At 47.7% G+C, this 24457-nt stretch carries 24 protein-coding genes and 1 tRNA gene; 13 read left to right on the top strand and 12 right to left on the bottom strand.

The window, feature by feature from the left end; genetic code table 11:
- The first annotated feature begins 208 nt into the window (after positions 1-208).
- From SIB79_RS12460 to SIB79_RS12450, 3 genes are read left to right on the top strand one after another with little or no spacing between them, the layout of a single operon-like run.
- Complete coding sequence (locus tag SIB79_RS12460) at positions 209-1102, top strand: hypothetical protein (protein ID WP_063404162.1); 894 nt, start codon at positions 209-211, stop codon at positions 1100-1102.
- 12 nt (positions 1103-1114) lie between these two features.
- Positions 1115-2350: a glycosyltransferase gene (locus SIB79_RS12455; protein WP_063404164.1), complete on the top strand. Its 1236-nt coding sequence runs from the start codon at positions 1115-1117 to the stop codon at positions 2348-2350.
- The gene (locus tag SIB79_RS12450) at positions 2347-3408 is read left to right on the top strand and encodes a tetratricopeptide repeat protein (protein ID WP_155724680.1); all 1062 of its coding nucleotides are present in this window, start codon (positions 2347-2349) and stop codon (positions 3406-3408) included. Before SIB79_RS12455 ends, SIB79_RS12450 begins: the two co-directional genes overlap by 4 nt.
- Here the strand turns inward: SIB79_RS12450 and SIB79_RS12445 are convergent.
- Genes SIB79_RS12445 through SIB79_RS12435 form a run of 3 tightly spaced genes read right to left on the bottom strand, consistent with a single transcriptional unit; the run spans position 3387 to position 6288 of the window.
- Positions 3387-4220, bottom strand: a complete 834-nt coding sequence (locus SIB79_RS12445; RefSeq protein WP_063404168.1) for a hypothetical protein — start codon at positions 4218-4220, stop codon at positions 3387-3389. The genes SIB79_RS12450 and SIB79_RS12445 overlap by 22 nt on opposite strands.
- Complete coding sequence (locus tag SIB79_RS12440; protein WP_063404170.1) at positions 4217-5419, bottom strand: glycosyltransferase family 4 protein; 1203 nt, start codon at positions 5417-5419, stop codon at positions 4217-4219. The genes SIB79_RS12445 and SIB79_RS12440 overlap by 4 nt, the downstream gene beginning before the upstream one ends.
- The gene (locus tag SIB79_RS12435; protein ID WP_063404172.1) at positions 5416-6288 is read right to left on the bottom strand and encodes a hypothetical protein; all 873 of its coding nucleotides are present in this window, start codon (positions 6286-6288) and stop codon (positions 5416-5418) included. Before SIB79_RS12435 ends, SIB79_RS12440 begins: the two co-directional genes overlap by 4 nt.
- A gap of 54 nt (positions 6289-6342) precedes the next feature.
- Between SIB79_RS12435 and SIB79_RS12430 the strand changes: the two genes are divergently transcribed.
- The 9 genes from SIB79_RS12430 to SIB79_RS12390 all read left to right on the top strand — a co-directional run bounded on the left by SIB79_RS12430 (position 6343) and on the right by SIB79_RS12390 (position 14893).
- Positions 6343-6591, top strand: a complete 249-nt coding sequence (locus tag SIB79_RS12430) for a hypothetical protein (protein ID WP_063404174.1) — start codon at positions 6343-6345, stop codon at positions 6589-6591.
- Entirely contained in the window at positions 6588-8282 is a 1695-nt protein-coding gene (locus SIB79_RS12425; RefSeq protein WP_063404175.1) for a glycosyltransferase family 4 protein, read from the top strand. The genes SIB79_RS12430 and SIB79_RS12425 overlap by 4 nt, the downstream gene beginning before the upstream one ends.
- Positions 8279-9250: a glycosyltransferase family 4 protein gene (locus SIB79_RS12420; protein WP_063404176.1), complete on the top strand. Its 972-nt coding sequence runs from the start codon at positions 8279-8281 to the stop codon at positions 9248-9250. The genes SIB79_RS12425 and SIB79_RS12420 overlap by 4 nt, the downstream gene beginning before the upstream one ends.
- Before the next feature lie 18 nt (positions 9251-9268).
- Positions 9269-10450 carry a glycosyltransferase family 9 protein gene (locus SIB79_RS12415; RefSeq protein ID WP_081215688.1) on the top strand — a complete coding sequence of 394 codons (1182 nt, stop codon included), beginning with the start codon at positions 9269-9271 and terminating at the stop codon, positions 10448-10450.
- Positions 10447-11643, top strand: a complete 1197-nt coding sequence (locus SIB79_RS12410) for a glycosyltransferase family 4 protein (RefSeq protein WP_063404178.1) — start codon at positions 10447-10449, stop codon at positions 11641-11643. Before SIB79_RS12415 ends, SIB79_RS12410 begins: the two co-directional genes overlap by 4 nt.
- A 179-nt stretch (positions 11644-11822) precedes the next feature.
- Entirely contained in the window at positions 11823-12215 is a 393-nt protein-coding gene (locus tag SIB79_RS12405) for a hypothetical protein (protein ID WP_063404180.1), read from the top strand.
- Positions 12196-12474 carry a hypothetical protein gene (locus SIB79_RS12400; RefSeq protein WP_063404182.1) on the top strand — a complete coding sequence of 93 codons (279 nt, stop codon included), beginning with the start codon at positions 12196-12198 and terminating at the stop codon, positions 12472-12474. The genes SIB79_RS12405 and SIB79_RS12400 overlap by 20 nt, the downstream gene beginning before the upstream one ends.
- A 276-nt stretch (positions 12475-12750) precedes the next feature.
- Positions 12751-13866 carry a GDP-mannose 4,6-dehydratase gene (gmd, locus tag SIB79_RS12395; RefSeq protein WP_063405284.1) on the top strand — a complete coding sequence of 372 codons (1116 nt, stop codon included), beginning with the start codon at positions 12751-12753 and terminating at the stop codon, positions 13864-13866.
- A 13-nt stretch (positions 13867-13879) separates the two neighbouring features.
- Positions 13880-14893, top strand: coding sequence for a GDP-L-fucose synthase family protein (locus SIB79_RS12390; protein ID WP_063404184.1), 1014 nt, complete (start codon positions 13880-13882; stop codon positions 14891-14893).
- A 19-nt stretch (positions 14894-14912) separates the two neighbouring features.
- Here SIB79_RS12390 and rfbB read toward each other — a convergent pair whose 3' ends face one another.
- The 4 genes from rfbB to rfbA are packed head-to-tail and all read right to left on the bottom strand — an operon-like array spanning position 14913 to position 18430.
- Positions 14913-16010 carry a dTDP-glucose 4,6-dehydratase gene (rfbB, locus tag SIB79_RS12385; protein ID WP_063404186.1) on the bottom strand — a complete coding sequence of 366 codons (1098 nt, stop codon included), beginning with the start codon at positions 16008-16010 and terminating at the stop codon, positions 14913-14915.
- Positions 16010-16921 (bottom strand): dTDP-4-dehydrorhamnose reductase, encoded by a 912-nt coding sequence (rfbD, locus tag SIB79_RS12380; RefSeq protein ID WP_063404188.1) that lies wholly within the window; start codon positions 16919-16921, stop codon positions 16010-16012. The genes rfbB and rfbD overlap by 1 nt, the downstream gene beginning before the upstream one ends.
- Entirely contained in the window at positions 16918-17511 is a 594-nt protein-coding gene (rfbC, locus tag SIB79_RS12375; protein WP_063404190.1) for a dTDP-4-dehydrorhamnose 3,5-epimerase, read from the bottom strand. The genes rfbD and rfbC overlap by 4 nt, the downstream gene beginning before the upstream one ends.
- Positions 17501-18430, bottom strand: a complete 930-nt coding sequence (gene rfbA / locus SIB79_RS12370; RefSeq protein ID WP_236072687.1) for a glucose-1-phosphate thymidylyltransferase RfbA — start codon at positions 18428-18430, stop codon at positions 17501-17503. Before rfbA ends, rfbC begins: the two co-directional genes overlap by 11 nt.
- Positions 18431-18442: 12 nt before the next feature.
- On the opposite strand from rfbA, the gene SIB79_RS12365 reads away from it, so the two are divergent.
- Positions 18443-18922, top strand: coding sequence for a GNAT family N-acetyltransferase (locus tag SIB79_RS12365; protein ID WP_063404192.1), 480 nt, complete (start codon positions 18443-18445; stop codon positions 18920-18922).
- Positions 18923-18924: 2 nt separating this feature from the next.
- Here SIB79_RS12365 and SIB79_RS12360 read toward each other — a convergent pair.
- The 5 genes from SIB79_RS12360 to SIB79_RS12340 all read right to left on the bottom strand — a co-directional run bounded on the left by SIB79_RS12360 (position 18925) and on the right by SIB79_RS12340 (position 24416).
- Positions 18925-18996, bottom strand: a tRNA-Gly gene (locus SIB79_RS12360).
- A gap of 78 nt (positions 18997-19074) precedes the next feature.
- Entirely contained in the window at positions 19075-19569 is a 495-nt protein-coding gene (gene ribH / locus SIB79_RS12355) for a 6,7-dimethyl-8-ribityllumazine synthase (protein ID WP_063404194.1), read from the bottom strand.
- A gap of 1303 nt (positions 19570-20872) precedes the next feature.
- On the bottom strand, positions 20873-22339 hold the full coding sequence (locus tag SIB79_RS12350; protein ID WP_155724681.1) for a glycosyltransferase: 1467 nt from the start codon (positions 22337-22339) through the stop codon (positions 20873-20875).
- 10 nt (positions 22340-22349) lie between these two features.
- Positions 22350-23201: an FkbM family methyltransferase gene (locus SIB79_RS12345; RefSeq protein ID WP_155724682.1), complete on the bottom strand. Its 852-nt coding sequence runs from the start codon at positions 23199-23201 to the stop codon at positions 22350-22352.
- Positions 23202-23483: 282 nt separating this feature from the next.
- Entirely contained in the window at positions 23484-24416 is a 933-nt protein-coding gene (locus SIB79_RS12340; RefSeq protein WP_155724683.1) for a hypothetical protein, read from the bottom strand.
- Positions 24417-24457 lie beyond the last annotated feature (41 nt).

The following is a 24457-nucleotide window of genomic DNA, read 5'->3' as shown; positions in this document are numbered from 1 at the left end:
TGGGGCGGACTGCCGAGCCGCAACTCGACGAATGGAACTGGCTTTAAGCACCAAAATGCCAATGCAGCCCAAACTTAGTCCTTGTAACATGAGGGATATTACAGAGGAAAATGCCTAAAGGTCAACAATCAATCAATTACTGACAAACAGTTTCTACAGTGGCACCAAGACCAGGCTGTGTTTGAGTGGTGATAGTCAATACCACTACATGACCTGGCAACTGATAAAGGCTGAAACACTTGCAGCTCAACAAGCTCCTGAAGCTAAGCAGGTTGAAAATTGCAGCATTGACATAGCACAGTTCATTACAAATGCGCCAACAGATTTTCTAGAGCCGCTACTTAGCAGTCCTTTCGGACGAGTTTATACATTGTTTCTAGAACGATGCTGCACAAGAGAATTCACAAGTTCAGAAGCCCGGCAACAGAAAAACGAGCTGAGTCAGCAATTGCGGCAGAAAGGATGCGAGACCCAAGAGGGTTGGGCCGTGCTGTTGGCCTTGATGCCTTTTTTTCCTCCAGCCCAGCTAAAAGTAGAAGATCCCTCATCAAAGCTTCCAGCCTGGCTATTGAAGCTATATAGCGAACGCTATGAGAGCAGCGCCTCATCCTCTGATCCTATTAATACAACAACAGTCAAGCAAGCTCCAACTCCGCAAGGGCAACCTTCATTTGACGACAGGATCTTTCTCAATAGAGTTCTAGGCCTATCCAACCTTTATTACATCGATCCGGAAGATCAAGAAATCCTGCAGGAACTAAGAGATGTGCGCATGCAGACTATCAACTTGATTTTGGCCACTTCAAAGGAAGAGCTCGGGCGGCAATTCCAAGCAGACTTCGGTGATCGCTTTTGGGCCATGGCCCAGAGTGGAGTTCAGAAAGAGCCTCTCAATGCCCAGGAAGCAGAACAGAAGAACTCACTCCAAAATTGGCTGACATCAACGCCTCAGAGCTTGCATGCAGAAGGAGGTATACAACGCTTCGTCTCCACTATTCTTTTCGCCAGTCCAGGCAGCGTGAAGCTGGCCAATCCTGAGCAGAACCTGCCAGCCTGGTTCATCGAAGGCTTTAAACGCTACTGCTCGATGAGCGCCGCTTGAGAAACGTAAAACGTGCGAATCCTGTTTGTTCATTGTAATTATCCCGCCCAATTTCGCCATCTGAGCTGCCACTTTGCAGCTGATAGCCAGCACGAAGTTGTCTTTCTCGCCCAAAACAGAGAATGGACTGCCACTGACATTGAGGGCTTGCAACATGCTCGTTACCAGCTTGGACGGGATCCGCAGGGTGACATTTGTCATCCGTATCTAAGACGCTACGAAACTGCCGTTCTTCATGGTCAGGCAGCACTTCGGGCGGCCATGCGTCTGCAACAGAAGGGATATATACCAGATTTAATTGTGGGCCATTCTGGCTTCGGCAACACTCTTTATCTGAAAGAAGTGTGGCCGAAGGCAAAATTCATTGGCTACTTCGAGTGGTATTACAACAGCAGAGGGTCGGATGTGGGCTTTGGAAGTCAGGAGCCTCCCAGCCCGGACACCTCTCTAAGGGTGCACACATACAACAGTCCGATCATGATGGATCTGGCAAAAGCAGACGGGGCTCTCTGCCCAACACACTGGCAGGCGGCCCAATTCCCTAAAAAAGTAAGAACTCTGCTGGATGTGGTCTTTGATGGCATCGACGTGGACACCCTGCAACTGTTCACGCCCGAACAACGACAAGACGCCCTAAACATCCGCGATATACAAATACCCTCCAAGGTTCCTTTGGTTACTTATGTAACCCGATGTTTTGAGCCCTACCGCGGATGGCCTCAAGTCGCTGAAGGCCTGGCAATACTCATGCAACGCAATCCTAGAACCCATATCCTGCTGGTTGGATCCGATGATGTTGCCTACGGTGCCAAGCGAGGAGATGGACTTAGCTGGAAAGAGTGGGCTCTGAAGGAATGGCCGATGGATCCCAGCCGCCTCCACCTCTTGCCAGCTCTTCAATATGAGGAATATCTCGCCGCATTACGTCGCAGCTGGGTACATGTGTACTGGACAGTGCCATTCATTGTCAGCTGGAGCCTAATGGAGTCTCTGAGTACTGGTTGCTGTGTAGTAGCCAGCTCAACACCACCCGTGCAAGAAATGATTGAAACCGGCAAAGAAGGCATGTTGGTTGATTTCTTCAACCCAGAATCTCTGGCGCAGCAAGTTGATCAACTGTTAAACGATGAGTGGAAACGCAGAGATCTAGGGATAGCAGCACGCCAACGCATACTTGACAGAGGATATGACCTCAAGACTTGCCTAAAGGCTCAGCTGAAGCTAATCGATCGGGTCATGGCTGAATGATGAGCCACGGGCAGCGGAATGCTGATCCCGTGACCTGCAACAGCGCTGGTCTCGACATGTTTGCCGCAGGAGATCCTCTGGCCGCAGAGAGACTGCTGCGTCAGGCCTACAAGTTGATGGCTGATGAGCCAGGGATTCTTGTCAACCTAGGCCTGTCATTGATGCAGCAGGGTCGAGTTGAGCCCGCCGAACGCTGCTACCGCATTGCCCTCAACAGCCCGGATATCAAATGCCGAAGAAGTGCAGCTAAAAACCTAGGGTTCCTATTGCTGTGGAAAGGAGAATTTGCCGAGGGTTGGTACTGGCATGGCCAGCGTTTTGCAGAAGAGACATTTATGCAAAGCCAATGGCGCGGAGATCCCCTCAATGGTCGAACCCTAACCATCTGGAATGACGTGGGTATGGGCGATGCCTTCCAATTCGTGCGCTATACACTCCCACTGATTGATCGAGGCGAGAGGCTGCGTTGGGCTGTAGCGGCCAGCCAGATCGATATCTTCCGGCAACGCCTGGCTTGGCCCTTGAATGAAGTAGTTAATCGCTCAAAAGTGAATCGAGATCAAGGTGAGCAAATTCCACTCATGAGTCTGATTCCTCTCATGGATATTGACACCAGTTGGGGCAGAAACTTCCGCCAAAACACATGGACAACCAAAGATAATTCTGAACGCAGCCAGATCGGGATCTGTTGGGCGAGCAATCCAAACGATCAAACTATGCATGCCTACAAAAGCAGCTCCCCAGAGCGTCTGATGCTGCAGCATCAGAGCAGGAATCCCAATCAACCTCTGCTAAGCCTGCAAACCGATGAACATGAGGCCCACCAAAAGCTCGGCCTCAGCGCCACCTCCCGCAACTGGCTGGATACACTTGATCGGATTAGCAAATGCCAAAAGGTCATCAGTGTGGATACGGCCGTTGCCCACCTTGCTGGAGGAGCAGGCTGCCAAGTAGACTTACTTTTAGGGAATCCACCGGACTGGCGATGGCGACAATTCCCAGGGATAAAATCAATTTGGCACAAGAATCTGACGGTTCATCCTCTTAAACCGGACTGACCTATCGGGCGCCCCCGCACACGAATTAGCAAAGGCACCTCTAGGGTGCGCCGATGGGAAATACCGTGCTCCCAAAGACCATCCTCACCCCAACAATCGCCATGATCAGCTGTAACGACAATAGTTGCAGCTGAAAACGCTTGAAGCAAATCGCCCAACTGACAATCAACGTACTCCAAGCACCAACGTTGTCGGCGTCGGCAATCTCTGCGGCGATTAACAGTTTGAAAAGGCACACAAGGATTGTCTTCTGGGTCCCAAGTTGCGCTCTGATGCCAATAAGGGACATGTGTCTCGCCGATATTTAGAAAAATCAAAGCAGGGCCATCAGGAAGAGTTGTTAGATGGCGTTCCAACCAGTCCAACTGCTCAGGCAGTCCCCAGGTGAAACCTGGGAAAAAGAACTGGTCAAACTCATCGGTAAGGCATCGACCGGTCTCGCTATTGGGATCAAACCAACCCACAGCGCCGGTACCAATTGTGGGGTATCCAAGGCGTCGAAAACCCTCGATTATTGACCGCCCCTCCAATTTAAAAATTTCTTCCTGCTTGCCGAGCCAACCACCATGGGCCAAACGAAAAAGCTTGGCAAACTTTGAATTCAGGAATGGAGCAGGCTCAAGAACACTCGGGAGAAACCCCTTGAATATGGCGGAGTGGGACCCAAAGGTGAAATGACTTGGTGCCCAAGCACGCTGCAATGGAGCCACTGCTGAAATTGCAGCGGTGGCACTGCGGCGAAAGGTGTCATATCGACAGGAATCAAGTGTGATCAGCAACACGGACTGATCATGAATATTTGGCCAGGTCACGGAGATTCAAACTCCTTCAGCAAATTCATCAATCGCTTCATGCTCACATTCCAACTCATAGATTGCATGGCCGCGGCCTGCTGCTGACCCTGCTGCCGCCAGGAACCCTTCTCCGAGGCAACCTTTAACCAACATTGCAAGAGCTCTTCAGGATCAGTTTCCCCCCAGAAACCACCGTTGTCTCGACCATAAGGTGCTACTACATCAGGATTAACACAACCAACACCAGAATCACCCACTGACAAACAATGCCCCATTCCCATATCCAGCAAATCAAGGTGCCCCGTATTGGCACTGACCACAGTCGGCACACCGCAAGCAAGAGTTTCCATAGCCATCAAATTGGTACCACCCTCGCAACGACTGGCAAAAACAGCCACATCGGCCTGCTTAATCAAATTGGGCAACTGACGATTCACCACGCAAGGCAAAACCCAGACGTTTTTGTCCGGCACTCCATTGGCATCTAACCAAGCAGCAATACCCTTAGAGCGACCCTCTTTAGGAGCCCCAGTAACATATGGTGAGCACCCAATAGTCTCAATAGCCACGTTACCAACATTGCCCCAGGCAGCAATCAACAAAGCATCAGGATGAATTCCCAATAAGCGGCGAAAGGCAGCGATGACGATATCTTGACCCTTACGGGTCTCAAGCTTGCCTCCAGAAAAAATCACTATCGAACGTTTGATCAGCGTCGGAACAGGCGCAGGGTTAAATAACCCCGTATCTACACCCTGATGCACAAGCTGAGCTTGTGAAATACCCAGCTGAGTCAACAACGACTGATTCCAACGGGAGCCGGTGACAACCAGGTCAAAAGCTTGCAAAATCTCCAACTGCTGCTTGGAAAAATCACTGCATTCGAAAAAAGTAACGCCCACATGACGTTGAGCCTGACATCGAGGAGGTGGTACTACATTTCCCAACGGTGAAAACGCAACAGAAGCCGAGGTAGGTAAAGGTAGTGATCCCTTATTTGTGGCCTCCTCTAAAGAGCGACAGATACTTTTCGAGCCAAGTTCAAGATGCTCAAGAGCTGCCAACCAGTGTAAGTCACAATGCTTCGTGCGATCATTAGGCGCAACCAACACAGGCTGATAACAACCCTGATCCATGAGTGCCTGAGCAAGCTGAATACCGTAATTACCCCAACCGGTATATGGCGTTAGGGGCCAGTCAATCAGAGCTTTTCTCATCGAGATAACGAATTAACAAGGTTCATGAAATTGCGGCCAGCATGTTCAACAGTTAGGAAAAGTCCATTCTCAAGAGCAGGTTTCATGACCTGAAATGTCTTCAGCATTGCAAGAGTGGCTGCACTTTCAAGAGGGCCATGAAAAGTTATATCCACCTCACCAGCATGACCACTAGAGCGATAAACCTCAGCCTGAGTTCGATTTAAAAAGAAACAGCCAGAATGCAGATTGAATGGCTGATCAAAGCATATTGTCTTACCAAGATGCTCCAAACAAAGCCTATGATAACTGCTACAACGATAGGCCTCAGACGCCAAAGGATTGTAATCACCGTCGATGTAAAAGCGGTTAATATGGCCAGAATTCTCCATAGTTTCTATCCGATTAGGCATAAGCAAATAGTTATCACCAAAAGCATAATTAAAGGTCCGTAATTTCAAGAAGAAGTCAGCATCCGCAATCACGATGTCGTCCTCTAGATAAGCAATGTAGTCGTAGGGGCTCCCATCCTCCTCTGCCTGCCTACTAACCATGGCCAACATCTCCTGACAGGCAAATCCGAGCAGACGTGGATCTTCCACATCACAGCAAATCGGACGATATAAAGTTGAGATTTGAGGCAGTTGATCCAGAACATGGTCGTCGCCAATGACGCAGATCCGCAAATCAACTTCTCCTCCGCCATCGGCCACGTCATCGACTCGACGATGACAATGGTTAAGCGTTGCAGCCGAAGGGCCGAATAGACGATGCAAGCTAAGGATGAGTTGACTAAGAGCTCTGATCCTCGGAGCCGGATCTGCAGCCAGCGAGCCATGCCGCCCATCACCTGATCGGTAAAAATGCACGACTCCGATCAATAGACGCATAGGACAACCGTTGCTGTATGAGCAAACAATTAGCCTGACATTAGTCTTCCGCTTATGGATTCAGCATCTCGCCCTGCCCGACCTCTAACGCTGCGACGACGCTTTAAGCGCTGGCTCGTGCGTATCCGCACCTCGCAAGCACTAATTCCGACCTTGCTAGTACTTTTTTACCTAGGAATCATGGTTGGGCTCGCTCAGGTGGCAGATTCCTGGATAGTTGGACTGGCAGCGATGCCACTATTTTTTGCAGTTGTTCTCACTATGGGCTGCCTGCTGGCCTATCTACGAGATTTCTACGCATGAGCCGCACGTACCCTGCAGCTCTATTTCTTCCAGGTGATGCCTTCGACACCGACCGCAATCAGGTTATGGGCCGAAGGGTGGCCGGCAGTGGCTTTGTCCATGGGATTGCCTCCTCCCTTATCAATGAGGAGCTAACTGTGATAGTTAGCGACCGCAATGACTTCGCTAAGCTTCGCGATCAACTGCAGCCCTGTCTAGAAAGCGGCAGCAATGTGCGGCTGCAGCTGGGCCTTAGTAACTCATCAATCACCAACTCCGGATGCGTCCATCTGCCTGATCCAGGTTTAGCGCACTGGAGCTGGTTGCGAGCAGGGCGCTCCTCTGACAATTTCTCTATCACCGGGGTCACTCATACCCTCTGTTCCCGAAATGTGATGAGCAACCTGGAACAACTGATCACGGCACCACTAGAGGAATGGGATGCGCTGGTGTGCACATCACAAGCAGCACTCGGAGTCGTTCAAGAAGCCATGGACTGTCAGCGAGAAAAGCTCTCACGACGCTTTAGGCAGTCATTGCCATTTCCCAAAGGTCCCCAACTCCCCGTAATCCCACTCGCCATTGATCCGACTCCTTACCAATGGCGAGGAAGTTTCAATAGCCGCGAGGATCAGCGGCAGGAGGCCCGTCAAGCATTGCAGCTGCCGAACGGGGCCATTGTCGTGCTGTTTTTAGGACGACTCAGCTTCCATAGCAAAGCTCATCCCCTTCCACTATACCGTTCACTCGCAGAACTAAGCGCTCAATATGAAATCATCTTATTAGAATGTGGTCATCTCTTTAGTGATGTCATCGCCGCGGCCTTTGATGAACTCGCCAAGCAATTTCCTTCTCTATCCATTCGGCGTCTTGGCGGCCTAATTCCAGCAAGTGAAGAAGAGAAAAAACTTGCACTTGCAGCAGCCGATATCTTTTGCTCTCCAGCCGACAATTTGCAAGAAACCTTTGGCTTGAGTGTGCTGGAAGCCATGGCCAGCTCCCTTCCGGTTGTTGTAAGCGATTGGAACGGGTACAGGGATCTCGTAGAACCGGGGGTGAGCGGCCTCTTAGTAGCCAGTCAGGACGTTCTAAGTAGCCGATCAGAAGCTGATGGGATCGAACGAGACTACCGATTGGGGTTGATGGACTACGACACCTTCGTAGGCCTTCGCAGCCTGGGTGTCTGTATCAATCACCGCGACCTAATACAAGCGCTAAAAATCCTCTGCAGCCAAAGCAAGTACCGACGAGAAATGGGAGAGAAGGCACAAGAGCAACTTGAACAGAAGTTCAGTTGGTCAGTAGTTAGTAGTCAGTACCGGGAGCTCTGGAATGAGCTCAAAAGCCGGCGCCAAAACGCAGCCATGGATAGTCAGAGAACACTGCCATGGCCAACAAGTCACTCCGGAAGACTTTTCAATGGCTACAGCCATGGCAGCTTTCCACAAGGCCCCTGGCTACTTCATCCAGCCTGCACAGATGCAGGCATCCTTCCGGGGAAAATGCAAAGGAGTTTCATCGGCCGCTTCTGCCCGAATCAAAGGCTAGAAACTCTCAGCAGAAGCCTAAAAAAACTGCAGCAACAAAACACTAGTCTTAGTTCTGCCGAGCTCAATGAGGTTTTCCTGTCCCACCATATTGCAGCCCTTCACCATTCATCGATGACAGCAACTCTCCTGAAGCTCGGAATCCTGGAAAACACAAGTTCATGAAACGACGACGGATCCTGTTCGTCTGCTATCCAGACACGAACCATCCCATCGGTGGTGTTAAGCAGATCTATCGCCAAGCAGAACTTCTTCAAAAAAATGGCTGGGAGGCCCTCGTGCTTCAGCAAGAACGAGGCTTCCATGCTGATTGGTTCGAGAGCGAGGCTAAAGTTATAGATCTTCAAAGCTATCTAGAAAGCCCGCCCGCCGCCGACCACGACTTAATTGTTCTCCCTGAAACTTGGCTAAAAAATGTGCCGTCTTATTTGGTCGGCATTCCCAAGGTGATCTTCAACCAGAACGCCTTCTACAGCTTTGGCCTAGAAAATAACTGTGATCCATCAACCCTGAAGCTCTACCAGCACCCTGATATCAAAGGTGTATTAACAGTATCTGAAGACAGTCGTAGGCTTTTGGTTGAGGGTTGCGGGATCGACAGTGAACGTTGTACTGCGTTAATTAACGGGATTGATGCCAATCTCTTCTATGTCCCCAACCAAAAGGCTCCTCACATCGTATTCATAGGGCGAAAGCAAGCGGATCATGCACGCAAAGTCGAATTGATGGCTAAACGGCGCCCTGCCTTTTCCAATTACAACTTTCGCGAATTACCAAGAATGCAACACGAAGAAATAGCCAAGGAACTTCGTGAAGCCTTAATGTTTCTAAGTTGCGGCCACCCAGAAGGATTTGGACTTCCCCTTGCTGAAGCCATCGCCTGTGGATGCCTCGTTGTGGGATATCACGGGCTAGGAGGGCGAGATTTTGCTTTACCTCATATGAGAGTAGTTGAATTTGGAGATCTGATGGGCTTTCTTGATGGGATCGAAGCAGAACTAAAGCGCTTCGAAGCCAACCCGAATGCGGTGATCCAAGAGCGTTTCCAGGCCTCTAGGACTATTCAAGAGATATACAGCTTGGAAGAGGAACGCCTCTCATGCCTGAACGCCTGGGAGTCTTTGGCAATTTAAGAATTCAGACATATACCAATGCCGACCTCTCCTGCCATGCATGAGCCATCAGTCCAGCGGTACGACGGCCGCGAACTAGGCTCACATCCACACATAGCCATCTTAGGAAGCTGCAAGGTCGGGAACTTTGTCGTCACCCTGCCACTACTGCGGCTCATACGACGGAGATATCCAGCAGCCACAATCGATTTCTGGGGAAGCGAGGCAACGCGTGATTTTGAAGAAGCCCTCTGCGGAGAATATGAAAAAAAGCCTCTAAACTGGCGATGTTCTTGGGATCAAAAAGACTCACTCAATACACTGCAAATCATCGCCGAAACCGCCAAAGCCCGTACAGAGATTGCGGGTCAGCTTGATCTACTTATCAACTGCGATGGATTTAACCCTCTTACCCAGACCCTGGCAAGCTGGCTAAGACCAAAGTTCGTGAGCGGAGGCAGCCTAAATGCTACCGGCAAAGATTTATTAAAATGGGGAGATCTGCCCAACCAACGTTTTCTAGCCGATAAAGATTGGGACTCAAAAGATTTTCTTGAGCGCTATAAAGGTCATTTCAATAGCAACTACATAGCTGAATTATTGTGTCGAATTGCTTTTCTTAAGCCAGACAATTTTGACCTCACAAACATCGACCTGCCGTCCTGTCAACCAAGCTTTGAAGTGCCAGATGTTTTAATTCACTGTACAACAACACGGGCTGCGAAAATATGGCCCTTCAAATACTGGGGTGAAGTTATCAATTGGTGTGAGCACCAATCCATCAGTGTTGGTCTAGTCGGTGCAACACCAAAACATCAAAAACTAGAATACCATGCAGGCAATAAAGAAGAGCAATTACTAAATAATCATCCAAAAACATTAGTGGATCTAAGAGGGCGTACATCTCTTATCGAGCTAGCAGGAGCCTCTAAAATAGCCAAAGCTGTTATCAGCATAGATGCCGGACCGATGCATATCGCTGCAGGAGTCGGAACCCCTACACTGGCGATTGTGGGAAATGACAAATACGGAGATGGAGTCAGTCCTATCCGGTTGTGGCTACCTAGAACAAATTGTCTTCAGAGAACAGTATGCAGCTATTCCAGTAAGAAATTCAGCCAGAATCATTTCAAAAATGACGATTTAGCAGAGGCTCGTCGGTGCATGCTCGGAGTGAAGCCTCAACAAGTGATCAACTGGCTCAAGAGAGTACTGTCATGAACCTGCTGGTCATCACCAATCTTTATCCACCTCAAGAACTCGGTGGATACGGTCGTTCTATAGCCGACTTCGTTTGGGGGCTGCAGAAACGTGGCCACCGAGTTCAAGTCATCAGCAGTGATGCACCCCACCTCGGAGCAAGCAGTTCAAAGGGGCCAAACAATGAAGAGGTGGACCGAAGGCTGCAACTCAAGGGCACCTACGAAGGTGGAGTAAAGCAACTGCAAGACAGACAAGCTCTTGACGCAATCGATACTGCCAATACTGCTTTGATGAATACCTGGCTATCTCAAGGGCATTGGGACGGAGTCTTAATAGGCAATCTGGATCTCATCGGTCCTGAACTTCTCCCAAGATTGCTTGAACGGCCAATCCCCGTACAGCATCACGTGGGCTTTGTGCATCCACCCTTCCCAGCGAACCTTTGGCCACATCAGGGTTCTTACAGAATGGCTGCGGCCAGTCAAGCCGTGCGCCAGGCGCTTACAGATGCTGGGCTATTGGTGGAGGAGGAGGCCGTGATCTATCCAGGCGCACGCATTGATCTGTTTGGATACTCAGTCACAGGAATGCCCCGACCCTTGCCTGCCACTGGGTCACCAGATCGTCCCCTAAAAGTCTGTTTTGCCGGACTACTGATGGCAAGCAAAGGAGCCCACACCCTAGTGGAGGCACTGATTCGTCTTCAGCAACAAGGCCTAGCTATACAAGCCTCTTTGGCAGGTGACAAGTTCCAGAGCGGCTACCAGGAACAACTGGAGCAACTACTAATCAGACACGGCCTTGCCGACATGGTGCAATTCGTAGGGCAACTGAACCGGCAGACCCTGGCCCGCTTCTACGCACTGCACCATGTCGGTGTCTTCCCATCAATCCACCCAGAAGCCTTCGGCATCGTGGCAGCCGAAATGATGGCATCAGGTTTAGCTCTGATAACCAGCGGCGTCGGCGGTGCCGCTGAGCTAATTGATGATGGGATTACTGGGCTCAGATTTGCAGCCGGTGACTCAGATGCTCTTAGCGAATGCCTGAAGCGCTTAATACTCCAACCAGAATTTACCGTAAATCTAGCCACACAGGGCCGAAAAAGAGTAGTGGAAAAGTTCAGCGTAATGGTTGCAGCAGAACAACTAGAAGAATGGTTTAAGAGAGAAAGCTTTCATATCAGAAATCAACCTGTCACAAAATTCTGAACAAATAGGAAGTCAAAAAAGAATCAAATTTTAAACTCTGATTGTTTTGCACGATTCCAGGGGTCGCTGAATCTAAATAAATTCAGTCCAAAGCATTTATTCATGCCTGATACTGCTTGAGGTAGCTTGCTAAGGACTGATCTCATGATCATAGCTAATAAGAGTTCAACCAAAATCCGATGCTTCGCTTTTTAAAAAAATTAATCAACAGAAAGCCCCTCAAGGAAAGTGCGGCCGCCCCACCCAGGCGCTGGGAATACAAAGTCGTGCAAATGGTGGCAGAAGCACCTGCCAATGCGAAAGACGCCAGCGATAGACTGGGTGGCGCCTTAAGTGCGGAAGCGCTTAAGGCGCAATTTCCCGAGTACTTCGCCGAAAACAACGGCAGACAACAGATTCAAGATTTTCTCAATCGTATGGGGCAAGAGGGATGGGAGATGATGCAAATCCAACAGGTTGGAGGGTTGCCATTAATGCTCTTTAAACGTCCCTTTGCCATGCATCCTCAAGCAAATGGGACTAAAAAAGAAGCAGGTAGTTCAAAACCATCTCATGCCCCAAAAAACACCTGAAAATCCAGAGTTTACCCATTTAGGCTGGCAACATGGTACTAGTTCACAAGCTACAGAACAGGACCATCTAGTCCTCCACGTTGATCAACCTGCTACATCCGCTGCACCAGAGTTCCAAGAAGTCGAGGATGCGGCGATGCCATCACCAACTTACCTCTGGCCAGCTGAAGATGAGCAATTCACAACTGAAGGGACCTCAATGATTGTGTTCGACGACCAAAACGACGGCCAATCAGCTAACAACCCTGTCTTTAGCTGAACCAGTTAAAACCCCGAAAGCCCAATAGCTGAATAGGGTTGTGAAACAAAGACCTGGATCCATAGCAATGAATTACCAGCGCAAAAGCTAATTAAAAACTAAGAAAATGATTTTTTTTCTTACTGGTTTCCCCTCCAATGGTGCATGAATCTTGAAACCGAGACAACCCAAGCTTCGCATTAGGCTTAAGTTCATTATATGAATGCGGAACTGTTGCAGCAGTTTTGCAAAAACATCAGTGACTTCTTAAACCACTTTCGGCACATTGCTCTCATCATGGCCTCAAGCAAAACTGCCCTAATCACGGGGATCACAGGCCAGGATGGCAGCTATCTCGCAGAGCTACTTCTTGAAAAAGGATATACAGTGCATGGCATTAAGCGCCGAGCCAGCAGTTTTAATACCAGCCGCATCGACCACCTTTATCAGGATCCACACGAGCTGGAACAACGCCTAGTGCTGCATTACGGGGATCTAGCTGACAGCAGCAACCTGATCGGAATCATCCAGAAAATCCAACCGGATGAGATCTACAACCTAGGAGCTCAGAGCCATGTGGCCGTGAGCTTTGAGGCGCCCGAGTACACCGCTAACTGTGACGCCCTAGGCACCTTGCGCATTCTGGAAGCCGTACGCATGCTCGGGCTTTCCAACAAGACCCGCATCTATCAAGCCAGTACCTCCGAGCTCTATGGGCTGGTGCAAGAAATCCCCCAAAGGGAACTGACTCCTTTTCATCCCCGCAGCCCCTATGGCGTCGCCAAGCTTTACGCGTATTGGATCACCGTAAATTATCGCGAGGCCTATGGGATGTATGCCTGCAACGGAATCCTGTTCAACCACGAAAGCCCACGACGCGGAGAAACCTTTGTAACCCGCAAAATAAGCCGCGGCCTAGCCCGAATTGATGCAGGACTTGATGAATGCATATACATGGGCAACCTCGATTCCTTGCGCGACTGGGGCCATGCCCGAGATTACGTCGAGATGCAGTGGCGGATGTTGCAACAAGACACTCCCGAAGACTTCGTTATCGCTACTGGAAGGCAGGAGAGAGTGCGACGATTTATTGAACTAACAGCAGCCAAACTGGATTGGAACACTGTGAATGGCGATTCAGCAATCCACTGGGAAGGTGAAGGGCTTGAAGAAATTGGACGGCGGGCAGATACAGGGAACGTAGTAATTCGCATCGATCCGCGTTACTTCCGACCTGCTGAGGTAGAAACGCTCATAGGTGATCCCACTAAGGCCAGAGAGAAGCTCGGCTGGACACCAACCAGCAGCTTAGAGGAGCTTGTATCAGAAATGGTTGAACACGACCGCGAAGAAGCCCGCAAGGAGGCCTACCTGAAACAAAAAGGCTTCAAGGTCGTTGGGCCCCGCGAATGAACCTTGCTTAAGAATGAGCCTGATACACCTAAGTGATCGCTTCTTTGTGGCAGGTGCCAGTGGCATGGCTGGTGGTGCCATCGTGCGTGCACTTAAGGCAGGCGGCTTCGGCGACAGCTCCCATGGAGGGGCGCTACTGACCCCTGGCCGGAAGACACTGGATCTTCTCGATGACAACGCTGTCAAAGACTGGATGTCTAGAAATCAGCCCGATATCGTCGTGCTTGCCGCAGCCACTGTGGGTGGGATTGAAGCCAATCGAAGTCGACCTACTGATTTTTTACTTCAAAACCTTCGAATCGAAACCCAAGTCATCGAAGCGGCATGGAGGTGCGGAGTGCGCCGGCTTTTGTTTCTAGGCAGCAGCTGCATCTACCCCAAGTTTGCTGCACAACCGATTCGGGAAGAAGCACTGCTCACAGGAGCACTGGAATTAACAAATGAATGGTATGCCATCGCCAAAATCGCTGGAATCAAACTAGGAGAGGCATTGCGGTTAGAGCATGACTTCGATGCGATTAGCCTGATGCCCACAAATCTCTACGGGCCAGGTGACAACTATCACCCTACCGGCAGCCATGTTTTGCCTGCCCTGATACGCAGATTCAACGAAGCAAAAGAATCTCGGGCAGATTGCGTGACCTGCTGGGGGAGCGGTACCCCCTTAAGGGAATTTCTCCATGCCGATGATCTCGGTGAGGCCTGTGTGTTCGCTCTAAAGCATTGGGATCCAGCATCCACTGATGCCCCACGCAATGACGAAGGCACGCCTTTGGGATTCCTCAATGTCGGCACGGGGGTGGATCTTTCGATCAAAGACCTAGCTGAACAGGTAGCTGCAACCGTCGGATTCCAGGGCAACATTCAATGGGACAGCAGCAAGCCAGATGGCACGCCGAAAAAGCTTCTTGATGTCAGCAGGCTGGCAACCATGGGTTGGAAGCCAAAAATCTCCCTGGAAAAAGGCTTGAAGTTGGCCTACGGCGACTTCCTTTCAAGCTTGAAGACAGGAAATTTACGTCGCTAACGCGCTCGAGGATTCATTTCTAACGAGCCTTTCCAATCCGTTCGCCACTGTATCCGGCATTGGCTCGAACTTTCTTGCACCACTCGAAATGATCGAGATACCAGCGAACTGTTGCCTCCAGACCCTGATGGAAATCATGCCGCGGTTGCCAACCGAGCTCAGTACTAATGCGCGTCGAATCAATCGCATAGCGTCGATCATGCCCTGGACGATCAGCAACGCGTGTGATCAAACGCGCGTGAGGTGCACCATCCAGCCTCAGTTTGTCCATCATCGTGCAGATTGCTTCCACAACCTGCTTGTTCGTCTTTTCTCCATACCCACCTACGCAATAGCTGCGACCAAGTTCGCCGCGTGTTGCCGCCAATATCAAGGCATCAACATGATCCTCTACGTACAACCAATCGCGAATATTCGCACCATCTCCATACAGCGGAATTGGCTCACCAGCCAAAGCTTTGAGAATCACCACTGGGATGAGCTTCTCGGGGAACTGCCAAGGCCCATAATTGTTACTGCAATTGGTACGCACAACTGGAAGGCCATAGGTGTGGTGCCAGGCATTCACCAAATGATCACTGGCGGCCTTAGAGGCGGAATAAGGGCTGCGAGGGTCATAAGGCGTGGCTTCTGAGAAATACCCCTCTGCACCCAGCGAGCCAAACACCTCATCCGTGCTGATATGGTGAAATCGAAAGCGGTCTTGACGCTCCTTGGGTAGCTGCTCCCAATGACCACGCACAGCCTGGAGCAACGAGAGCGTACCACTTACGTTGCTAGACAGGAACACCTCCGGGCCGTCGATGGAGCGGTCGACATGGCTCTCGGCGGCAAGATGCAGTACCAGATCAGGATCTGACTGTCTTACGGCGGCAGCGGTAGCCTCGCCATCAGTTAGATCAACACGTATAAACTCATGTCTCTTCTCAGCTGATGATCGGAGCTCCTGCAGTTGCTGTTCAATGCCGCTTAGGTCACTCGCATAACCAATTTTATCTAGATTGAAGATGATGACGCTGGTATCGCGAAGCAAGCGCCGAACCAATGCTCCTCCAATGAAGCCAGCACCTCCGGTTACTAAAACGCGTTCAATAGTCTGTGGCAGCAGGACAGACATCAACTTGATGCTGGCTGGGGTGAGCGCAATTGCTTAACCTCTTTGAAAACCTCCTCCAGTGCCTTGACCCAATGCTGTTGCTCCAGATCAAGCAGACAACGGGTCTCGGTGCAATCCAAAAGCGAATAAGAAGGCCTCCTGGCTGGGGTGGGGTAATCAGCCGAAGTAATCGCTAGCACCTGAGCAGGACTATCAACCAGTGCCAACTGCTTACCAATTTCGCCAACAGCCTGCGCCACGTCATACCAACTCGATGCTCCTGCATCACACCAATGCATCAGCGAAGGCAACACAGTGCCATTCTCAGCCATCTCAATCACGCGCCAGCAGGCCTTCGCCAAGGTGAGTGTACTAGTGGGGCAACCCACCTGATCTGCGACAACACGAATTTCCTCACAGTCCTGATGCAGACGAAGCATTTTAAGAGCGAAATTGCTGCCCACAGGTCCCATCAGCCAACTGGTACGCAATATCAACCCTCGGCCAACATCACCGAGCCGTTCTTCCACGGCCTCTTCTCCAGCGGCTTTACTAGCGCCATAGGCCCCAAGGGGGTTACGGGCCTGAAAAGGGCTATAGGGCCACCCCTGGCGGCCATTGAACACAAAATCTGTGCTGAGCTGTAGCAATCGGCCTCCAGTCTCCAAAAGCGACTCAGCGAAAGCTTGGGGCGCATAGGCATTAATTGCATAGGCCAATTCTGGCTCACTTTCGGCTTTGTCTACCGCCGTATAGGCACCTGCATTAAGCACCCAGTCAGGCCGATTGTTCAGAACAATGTCTCGACATCCCTGCATATCTCCTAAATCAAGCTGTTCCCGGGTACTGGCTATGAGCTCAATCCCATCAGGTTTAGCTGCAACAAGTGCGTGACCTAATTGGCCGGCCGCCCCTGTGAGCAGTACTTTCATGAGAACAATTCCTCGCCCGTCAAAGCCTCTAAGAAGAGCTGAGAGACCTCATCCTTGTTAGATAGCTTTGGAAACCCGACGATCTCCGGCCAGGTAATAGCTAAACGAGGATCATCCCAACGAATCGCCCTTTCACAGTCGCGACTCCAGAAACCAGTGGCTTTATAGAGCACCTCAGCATGGGTACTCAACGTCAGGAACCCATGGGCAAAGCCAACCGGCAGCCAAAGCAGCTTATGGTTCTCATCGCTCAGATGAGCTGCAACCCACTGCCCAAAGGTGGGGGAAGCTACACGGAGATCGACAGCCACATCAAAAATCTTTCCCTGTACACAGCGCACCAACTTGCCCTGAGGATATGGCGGCAACTGGTAATGCAAGCCACGCAAAACACCTCTAGACGAACTCGAGTGATTGTCTTGCACAAAAGCACTAGCTTCCTGCCCATAACTGGCCAACAAGGCTTCCCACCTACGCTGATTCCAACTCTCAAAGAAAAATCCCCGCTCATCGCGATGCACCTCAGGAGACAACAACAACGGTCCATTCAGCTGGATCCCATTCGCAGTATTCAAGATTTCAGCTTGCATCTGCTGACACCTCTTGGGGATTCTCAAGCACCTGCAACAAGTAGTTGCCATAACCGCTCTTGCACAACGGAACAGCCAAATCAGCAAGCTGCTCCCCGGTAATCCAGCCCAACCGCCAAGCCACCTCTTCGGGACAGCCCACTTTGAGTCCCTGTCGATGCTCCAAGGTGCGGATATAAGCGGCCGCCTCATGCAGGGAGTCACACGTGCCCGTATCGAGCCAGGCCATCCCACGACCCATTAATTCCACTTTAAGTAATCCTTCGCTCAAATATTGACGATTGAGGTCGGTAATCTCAAGTTCTCCACGATGAGAAGGTCGAACCCGACGCGCACGCTCGACCACCGTGGAGTCATAAAAATACAAGCCAGTCACGGCATAGCGACTCTTCGGATTAGTAGGCTTCTCCTCAATGCTCAACACCTGCCCATCGACATCGAACTCGACAACGCCATAACTCTCAGGATCACGCACCGGATAGGCAAACACTGTGGCCCCTGCCCCTGAAGCATTGCTAGCCAGAAGCTGGGGGACAAAATCATGGCCGTGAAACAAATTATCTCCGAGCACTAATACCGCTGGAGCTCCTGCTAAAAAATCAGCACCAATCAAAAAAGCCTGAGCCAAACCATCAGGACTGGACTGCACCGCATAACGAATTTCCATACCCCAGGCACTGCCATCACCAAGCAAACGCTGAAATGCCGACTGATCATATGGAGTGGTGATAATCAGCACCTCGCGAATACCCGCCAACATCAAGGTACTAAGCGGATAGAACACCATCGGCTTGTCGTAAACAGGCAACAGTTGCTTACTTACCGCTTGGGTAATCGGATGCAGACGCGTACCACTGCCGCCAGCAAGGATGATGCCTTTGCGCATCATTGAACTCTGTCGCTGAGAGGATGTTGCCATGGAGCTCGATCAATGGCAGCAATCCGCCTAATCCGACACGCCCCTGGAGCGCCTGGACTGCGTTGGTTTGGCCTTGGACCAGGCCTACTACCAACACGCGGCTTACTGAAGTTACAGCGCTTATTCAATAAGCACGCTTTCTGGGCTAGTGACCGCACCATCGCCCAGCTTCGGCGCCTCCTTTCTGGCAGCACGGTAGTGATCACCCTCTGGCGTAACAAACGCATGATCGGCTTTGGCCGAGCTACCAGTGATGGCATCTGCCGTGCCGTACTTTGGGATGTGGTGGTTGCAGGAGACCTTCAAGGTTGTGGCCTAGGCCGCCAAGTTGTTGAAGCCCTGCTCAATGCACCCAGTATCAGCAGTGTTGAGAGAGTTTATCTTATGACAACCATAAGTACAGACTTCTACCAAAAGCTCGGCTTCGAGCAAACCAAGAATCAGAAATTACTTTTTTTAGAACATGTTTTGAGCAGTCCTTTAAATCCTTGACAAGCGGATGAAGAGATTCGAACTCTCGACCCTCTCCTTGGCAAGGAGATGCTCTACCACTGAGCTACATCCGCAAAAAGTGCCTTGGGGATGTCTCCCCTGCAACATCAACAGCATGCACCACCGAAGGGGGACTGGTCAATTCCAATCAATCAGCTGGTGGAAGTGGCTGAGCAAAGCGCTCCCATGAGTGAGCCCATTTCTAAAGCCTGTAGCCCATAACTCCAGCCCAAATTGCTCTTGATGCCAGCCCGTTCAAGCGCCTGCTGCATGGTGTCGGTTGTGAGAACACCAAAAATCACGGGGACTCCTGTCTCCCTAGACACTGAAGCAATGCCCTTACTGGCTTCCGAAACCACAACATCAAAATGGGGTGTATCACCACGGATCACAGCTCCCAGTGTGATGACAACCTGATAGCGACCACTACGCGCAAGATTCTGAGCAACAAGAGGCAATTCAAAAGAGCCAGGCACCCAGGCCAAATCAAGTTGTGAACTGCATGCAGATGTATCGACGCCATGGCGAGCCAAACAATCTAAACAGCCACTTAACAACTTTGTAGTGACCAGATCATTGAACCTGGCAATCACAATAGAAATTCTGAGCCCCGACGCATCCGTGAAGCGTCCTTCATATGTGGTCATCCTAAAAGCGCAACAACTTTCTCCATGATCCCATCAGAAGAGGCAAATTTCTAAATCTGTACGTGCAGAAAGCAACTCATTAGCTGATTAAAGAGCAGCAGTGCGAGCAAAAGAGTGGAGGCAAGCAAGGTCAATTGATTGGGAACGACCACGGTCTTTTTTTAGTTGTATAGAATCGAAACACAAAGAGCATAGCGAGCCACAAGAGGACTATAAAGCATAGGTTTATATTCGCTTGGATAAGTAACAGAGAGCGATGCAGACAAAATGCAAATCCTCTTGTCTAAACAAGATTCAGACGACACAGATTCAGGTATAATAAAAACTTACAAAAAACCTTCCATACGTTGTTACGCTTAAATAGTACCTGAATGCTAAGAACCCGAGCAAGAAAGTTCTCCAAACTATTAAGGTCAGGCAACCGTTCATGGATGAATTTGGTAAAGCTAATCAATCACTGAAGGGAAGTCTTTATATGATGCGCCTGAAGGAGAAAAAACTTAACCAGGTGTTGAGAGATGAACAAAAGCAGAGATAGAGTTAAAGTCAGACAACACTTTATCGATGGCTAGCCGAACCTAATGAAGGAAAAGAGGTTATTAAAAATCGTACACGGGAAAAGAGAATGAAGTAAAAAGTTAACGGTGGGCCTGGCAAAGTGGCGTGGATTGAAATAAATGCTAACAAGGGGGGGTGTTGGATCCGTTAAACCTCAGAAAAAAATAAGGTAATTTAAAATCATGAAAACGTGTAGCTTCAAAGAATCTAAATCTTAAACAACGTGGACATTATGCTAATATGTTAGATAATTGAGCGATAATGGTATCATTGACTAGAGCTCATCTTTGAGGGTAGAGTCGCAATGAAGAATCTAAAGTAGTGTAATGCTAACACGAACATAGCCGATCCTCAGACCCTGGCATGAGTAGACTGTTTCATTAGGCTCGAGTGTAAGACCTGGGAATGCTGAGTTGGACAACTAAAAACCTCGATAGGCGAAGTGATGTGGAAATGTTCTTACAACTCCAAAAAATGTAGTAAAATTATTTAGGATGTAGCGAAAGGCAAAAGTGTGCGTAATCGTTTACCTAGGTGCGTAAGAGTAGGGGTGGGTAAGAGTAGATGAAAGCTCAAGGGCAAAACAGTTCTAAAAACAAGTGACAAATCTATTATTCAGAGGATAAAAAAGATCTTAAAAGAGGGAAAAAGGCAAAGAATGAATTTGCAGCAAGAAAGGTGATGGAATTGAAGAAATTGTCAAGGAACATTAAATAAATAAAACTGATTTTATGATAAAAGTGAATTATTGATTAATCAACCTAAAGCCGGAAGAAATCAATTGCTGAAGTGGGTAGTCCATAAGCGAGCCTTTTCCAGATACGGAAATCGCTTCGTCTCCTGAACCAGCCTGAGCACCTTTGGTGCTACCCCAAAAACTCATATCATCAGCAGGGTGTGGAGGAACTTTGGTAGGTATACCTAACAACTGAAGAGCATAGGAAAAATGCATATCTTCTCCGCAGTAGTCAGTGCCAATAAAATATTCTTTATGTTGCCAATAAGTACGAAGCCATGATGTCCTAAAAAACCAACTATGTCCGACTATATCTACATACATTGAGGTGGTATTAGGATTGGGCCAACCATGGCGGTCATGATCCATATAATGAGAAGAAGAGCGAAAAATAAGTCCTACAGTGCCATACAAAGCTTCTTCAAGGGTCATTTCTCGTAAACAGTTTTCGATCCATTTATTGCCAGGTATTGTGTCATCATCAAAGACAACAGTGTATTCTGTTAAATTATTAAGGGAATAAGCGAACCGGGCCCAAACGCCAAGATTGTCTTCGCAATAGACAATACTCAAAGAAGGAAAAAGATTTTTTAATCTGGTGATATCAGTAATACCAGTACCTTGATTTATCCAGACAATAATATTAGATGCGGGGACAGTCTGGGCGTGAAGAGAATTAATGATCTCGACAACAGAGTCAAAACGCCTATAGAGATTGATCACAGCTGTGACCTGACCCTTATATAAAAGATTCGATGACTGTTGACATAAATATTGTGTAGAAGAAGAAGTGGGCATATGAATGCTTGTATCTGGCAAAAATAAGTCACTTGAAGTAGAAGTTACAAGGGATGATGTTGATACGCGATAACTAAAGATATCTGCACATAGAATTACAGATTTTAGAGGAAGATTATACAAGCATGAAGCTAATATCGAAGATGCAGATCCAAATGATTCATCAACGACGAAAAAATTGTAATCATTATGATTGACAGACGAGAGCAAAAAAGAAATATAGGTTTTATAAAGAGTAAAAGTAGACTTGGAAGATTGGCAAAATTGTGAATATTCTGATTCTAAAAAGGCGGGAAAATGAAAGACATTGTCAAAAAGGTGATTCAGTAGTAAGCTTGAATGAAAGCTGGATGGACAAAGAAAAGTCTTCTTGATGTCAGCAATTAAATAAGAGTGCGTGATATGTTCACCGAAACTTGAAATAATTTCAGTGACACTATTTATATCTAAGAAGACAAGAGAGGTTTGTCCATATGCAGAAATCACAATGTTAGAATCTAGGAGATTAATATCAGCTTGGCTTAAGCAGTAGATCCAATCTTTGCTAGAACATATTGGATAAGAAGGGTCAATTGAAAGCTTATTGGGAGATAAATAAGGTTTGGAAATTACAAGTTTAAAGAAATTATCTCTCCTAGAGTCTATTAGTTGTGATAAAGAGTGGATTTTTTTATTCATGTGAGATTAATTAATTTATAGAAATCTCTGAAGATAAATGTTTAAGATAATAGGAAACAAAAAGCTCTCGAAATTCCTGAAGATGTGTGGGATGGATCGAGCCTCCGATATGTGAAAAAGGAAGGAATTGCCTATCCCCAAGTGAAGTAAGTAGAGAAGGTGTTAAAGTGCGTAAATCATTTGGTATATCTTTCGGTAGAACGGTACGAGAAAATTTATCTCGAAGAATTTTGAGGTGGGGTTTAATATATGTAAAATTACATTTTGAATTGAAAAAGAGATAACTTTCAGTGATGCCTTGAGGGTGTATTATTGGTTCAAAACCTGCTTTTAAAAGATGCAATGTCACATGCTTCCAATTGTCCTTAGACACAGAATACTGAAGTGTATCTGTCATTAGCTCTACATCAATAACCTTGAAATGGTGTGACAGAAAATCAATAGGGGTTGAACAGAGTATTTCTCGCTCAAATCCTTGTGTATCAATACATAAATAATCAATAATGGAATGCTTGAAAGTTAATAACGTAAGGTCAAACAAAGAAATTGTCGAAACGTGATACTCAATAAAATTATCGCCTACGAACTCTATTGTTCTAGAACCTGGCTGAACCAAAGAAGATTGACCACCTCCATTGGCATAAAAATTCAAAGATTGGTCAGATTGTGAAGAACATGCCTTTGGAATGACAAGAATCTCCATCGGTTGTGAGATGTTGCGGGATGTATAATCAGAAATGTTTTTATTTAGGGTATCTAAACATGAGATGTCTGGCTCTGAATAAACTAACTTAGAAACACCTAGGTTAGCATAATAGTATATCTCACCAGACGAAGCTCCAACATGAAGAACATTTGGCATTAATGTCTAATAATTCAAATATATTCTAGGCAAGTTATCCTATAAAGTCAAGGCAAAGGTTGATTTAAATATTGATTATGTTAACACAAAAGGCATAAAGATACCATTGAAAGATCAGGCAAAGTTAAGGTAGTTTTTGTATAGAGCAGAAAGTGTGCAGGCTAAATATGACAAGAAGAACGACTAAACTGCTAAAAGATACTAAGAGCTGGGTAGAGTTTAAATTAGAAGTTAAAAAGGATTAGAAAAAATTGACGAGCACAAACTGTACGTAACGAAGGCTCAGAGTTGCTTGGAGATCTGATCATGTATCTGTGTTGCGACTATTCTCGAGATGGAATGCAGGTCGAGGCAATTAGATCTGGCAAGGTCTAAACATTTAGAAGCTGTATAGCATCGTTCTATATAATCTGAATCTGTCATAGAAGAGAGGATATCAGAAATTGATCTGGAGCTATGATTAGAGGCATCAATAGAAATATTACGAAGCCCTGTCAATAGGTTTTGGCTAAAATCATTAGTAGGGATATAGTTGAAATGATAAATTGGAATACATTTCATAAAAACTGAATGCAAGATCTTCTCAGTAATATAAGATGGTGCTGCGCTATTTTCAGAGCAGATATTATATTTATAGGATCTCAAGATTTGTAGTTTTGTAGAAACCCAAGAGTCAAGGTCACGAGTTGGTTTAGAAAATAAAAAGGACTTAGACCAACCTTTGCCTAGGATATCACATAAATTCTGTAGCCAAAGCTTAATCGCTAGTGAGCAACGTATAGTACAAATTGATTTATTATTGGGAAGATTATACTTGAAGACTGGTTCTTGGCGATATTGGCCAAGAAAAATAGCCTTATCTTTTTTGGAGTGCAGGGAATCTAACGATGGAGCAGAAAACAAAGAGGGGAAATAATAATTAGAGAGGAAAGCATGGATTTGCCAACTAAAATCACAGTTAATATGAGTCACAACAGCAATTTGCACGGAATAGATTTGTCTTAATTCAGAGACGTAAGACATAATATCAAAACCATCTAAGCCAAGCCAAAGGGGTTCATCGCACCATATCAAATAACGATATTTATGAAGATAGTTAAAAATATAAGGTAAAATTTCTGAAATAGTAGAACAACAAATTATTTCTACTTGATCTGAAAGCTCTGTGGTAATATTAAGGTGTGAAGAATCTGAGGAAAGAAAACCATTATTCAAGTGGAATTCGAAAGAATAATTAGATCCTGGTGGTCTATAAA

The sequence above is a fragment of the Prochlorococcus sp. MIT 1342 genome (assembly GCF_047304495.1).
GTDB lineage: Bacteria > Cyanobacteriota > Cyanobacteriia > PCC-6307 > Cyanobiaceae > Prochlorococcus > Prochlorococcus marinus_D.
This window is presented reverse-complemented; position numbering and strand designations above follow the sequence as displayed.

Excerpts from the sequence above, each read along its gene's own strand:
- rfbB (WP_063404186.1), bottom strand. The coding sequence starts at position 16,010 with ATGTCTGTCCTGCTGCCACAGACTATTGAACGCGTTTTAGTAACCGGA.
- SIB79_RS12435 (WP_063404172.1), bottom strand. The coding sequence starts at position 6,288 with ATGCGTCTATTGATCGGAGTCGTGCATTTTTACCGATCAGGTGATGGG.
- rfbA (WP_236072687.1), bottom strand. The coding sequence starts at position 18,430 with ATGGCAACATCCTCTCAGCGACAGAGTTCAATGATGCGCAAAGGCATC.
- rfbD (WP_063404188.1), bottom strand. The coding sequence starts at position 16,921 with ATGAAAGTACTGCTCACAGGGGCGGCCGGCCAATTAGGTCACGCACTT.
- SIB79_RS12410 (WP_063404178.1), top strand. The coding sequence starts at position 10,447 with ATGAACCTGCTGGTCATCACCAATCTTTATCCACCTCAAGAACTCGGT.
- SIB79_RS12425 (WP_063404175.1), top strand. The coding sequence starts at position 6,588 with ATGAGCCGCACGTACCCTGCAGCTCTATTTCTTCCAGGTGATGCCTTC.
- SIB79_RS12440 (WP_063404170.1), bottom strand. The coding sequence starts at position 5,419 with ATGAGAAAAGCTCTGATTGACTGGCCCCTAACGCCATATACCGGTTGG.
- SIB79_RS12420 (WP_063404176.1), top strand. The coding sequence starts at position 8,279 with ATGAAACGACGACGGATCCTGTTCGTCTGCTATCCAGACACGAACCAT.
- SIB79_RS12345 (WP_155724682.1), bottom strand. The coding sequence starts at position 23,201 with ATGCCAAATGTTCTTCATGTTGGAGCTTCGTCTGGTGAGATATACTAT.
- SIB79_RS12400 (WP_063404182.1), top strand. The coding sequence starts at position 12,196 with ATGCCCCAAAAAACACCTGAAAATCCAGAGTTTACCCATTTAGGCTGG.
- gmd (WP_063405284.1), top strand. The coding sequence starts at position 12,751 with ATGGCCTCAAGCAAAACTGCCCTAATCACGGGGATCACAGGCCAGGAT.
- SIB79_RS12350 (WP_155724681.1), bottom strand. The coding sequence starts at position 22,339 with ATGAATAAAAAAATCCACTCTTTATCACAACTAATAGACTCTAGGAGA.
- SIB79_RS12415 (WP_081215688.1), top strand. The coding sequence starts at position 9,269 with ATGCCGACCTCTCCTGCCATGCATGAGCCATCAGTCCAGCGGTACGAC.
- SIB79_RS12365 (WP_063404192.1), top strand. The coding sequence starts at position 18,443 with ATGGCAGCAATCCGCCTAATCCGACACGCCCCTGGAGCGCCTGGACTG.
- SIB79_RS12390 (WP_063404184.1), top strand. The coding sequence starts at position 13,880 with ATGAGCCTGATACACCTAAGTGATCGCTTCTTTGTGGCAGGTGCCAGT.
- ribH (WP_063404194.1), bottom strand. The coding sequence starts at position 19,569 with ATGACCACATATGAAGGACGCTTCACGGATGCGTCGGGGCTCAGAATT.
- SIB79_RS12460 (WP_063404162.1), top strand. The coding sequence starts at position 209 with ATGACCTGGCAACTGATAAAGGCTGAAACACTTGCAGCTCAACAAGCT.
- SIB79_RS12405 (WP_063404180.1), top strand. The coding sequence starts at position 11,823 with ATGCTTCGCTTTTTAAAAAAATTAATCAACAGAAAGCCCCTCAAGGAA.
- SIB79_RS12450 (WP_155724680.1), top strand. The coding sequence starts at position 2,347 with ATGATGAGCCACGGGCAGCGGAATGCTGATCCCGTGACCTGCAACAGC.
- SIB79_RS12430 (WP_063404174.1), top strand. The coding sequence starts at position 6,343 with ATGGATTCAGCATCTCGCCCTGCCCGACCTCTAACGCTGCGACGACGC.
- rfbC (WP_063404190.1), bottom strand. The coding sequence starts at position 17,511 with ATGCAAGCTGAAATCTTGAATACTGCGAATGGGATCCAGCTGAATGGA.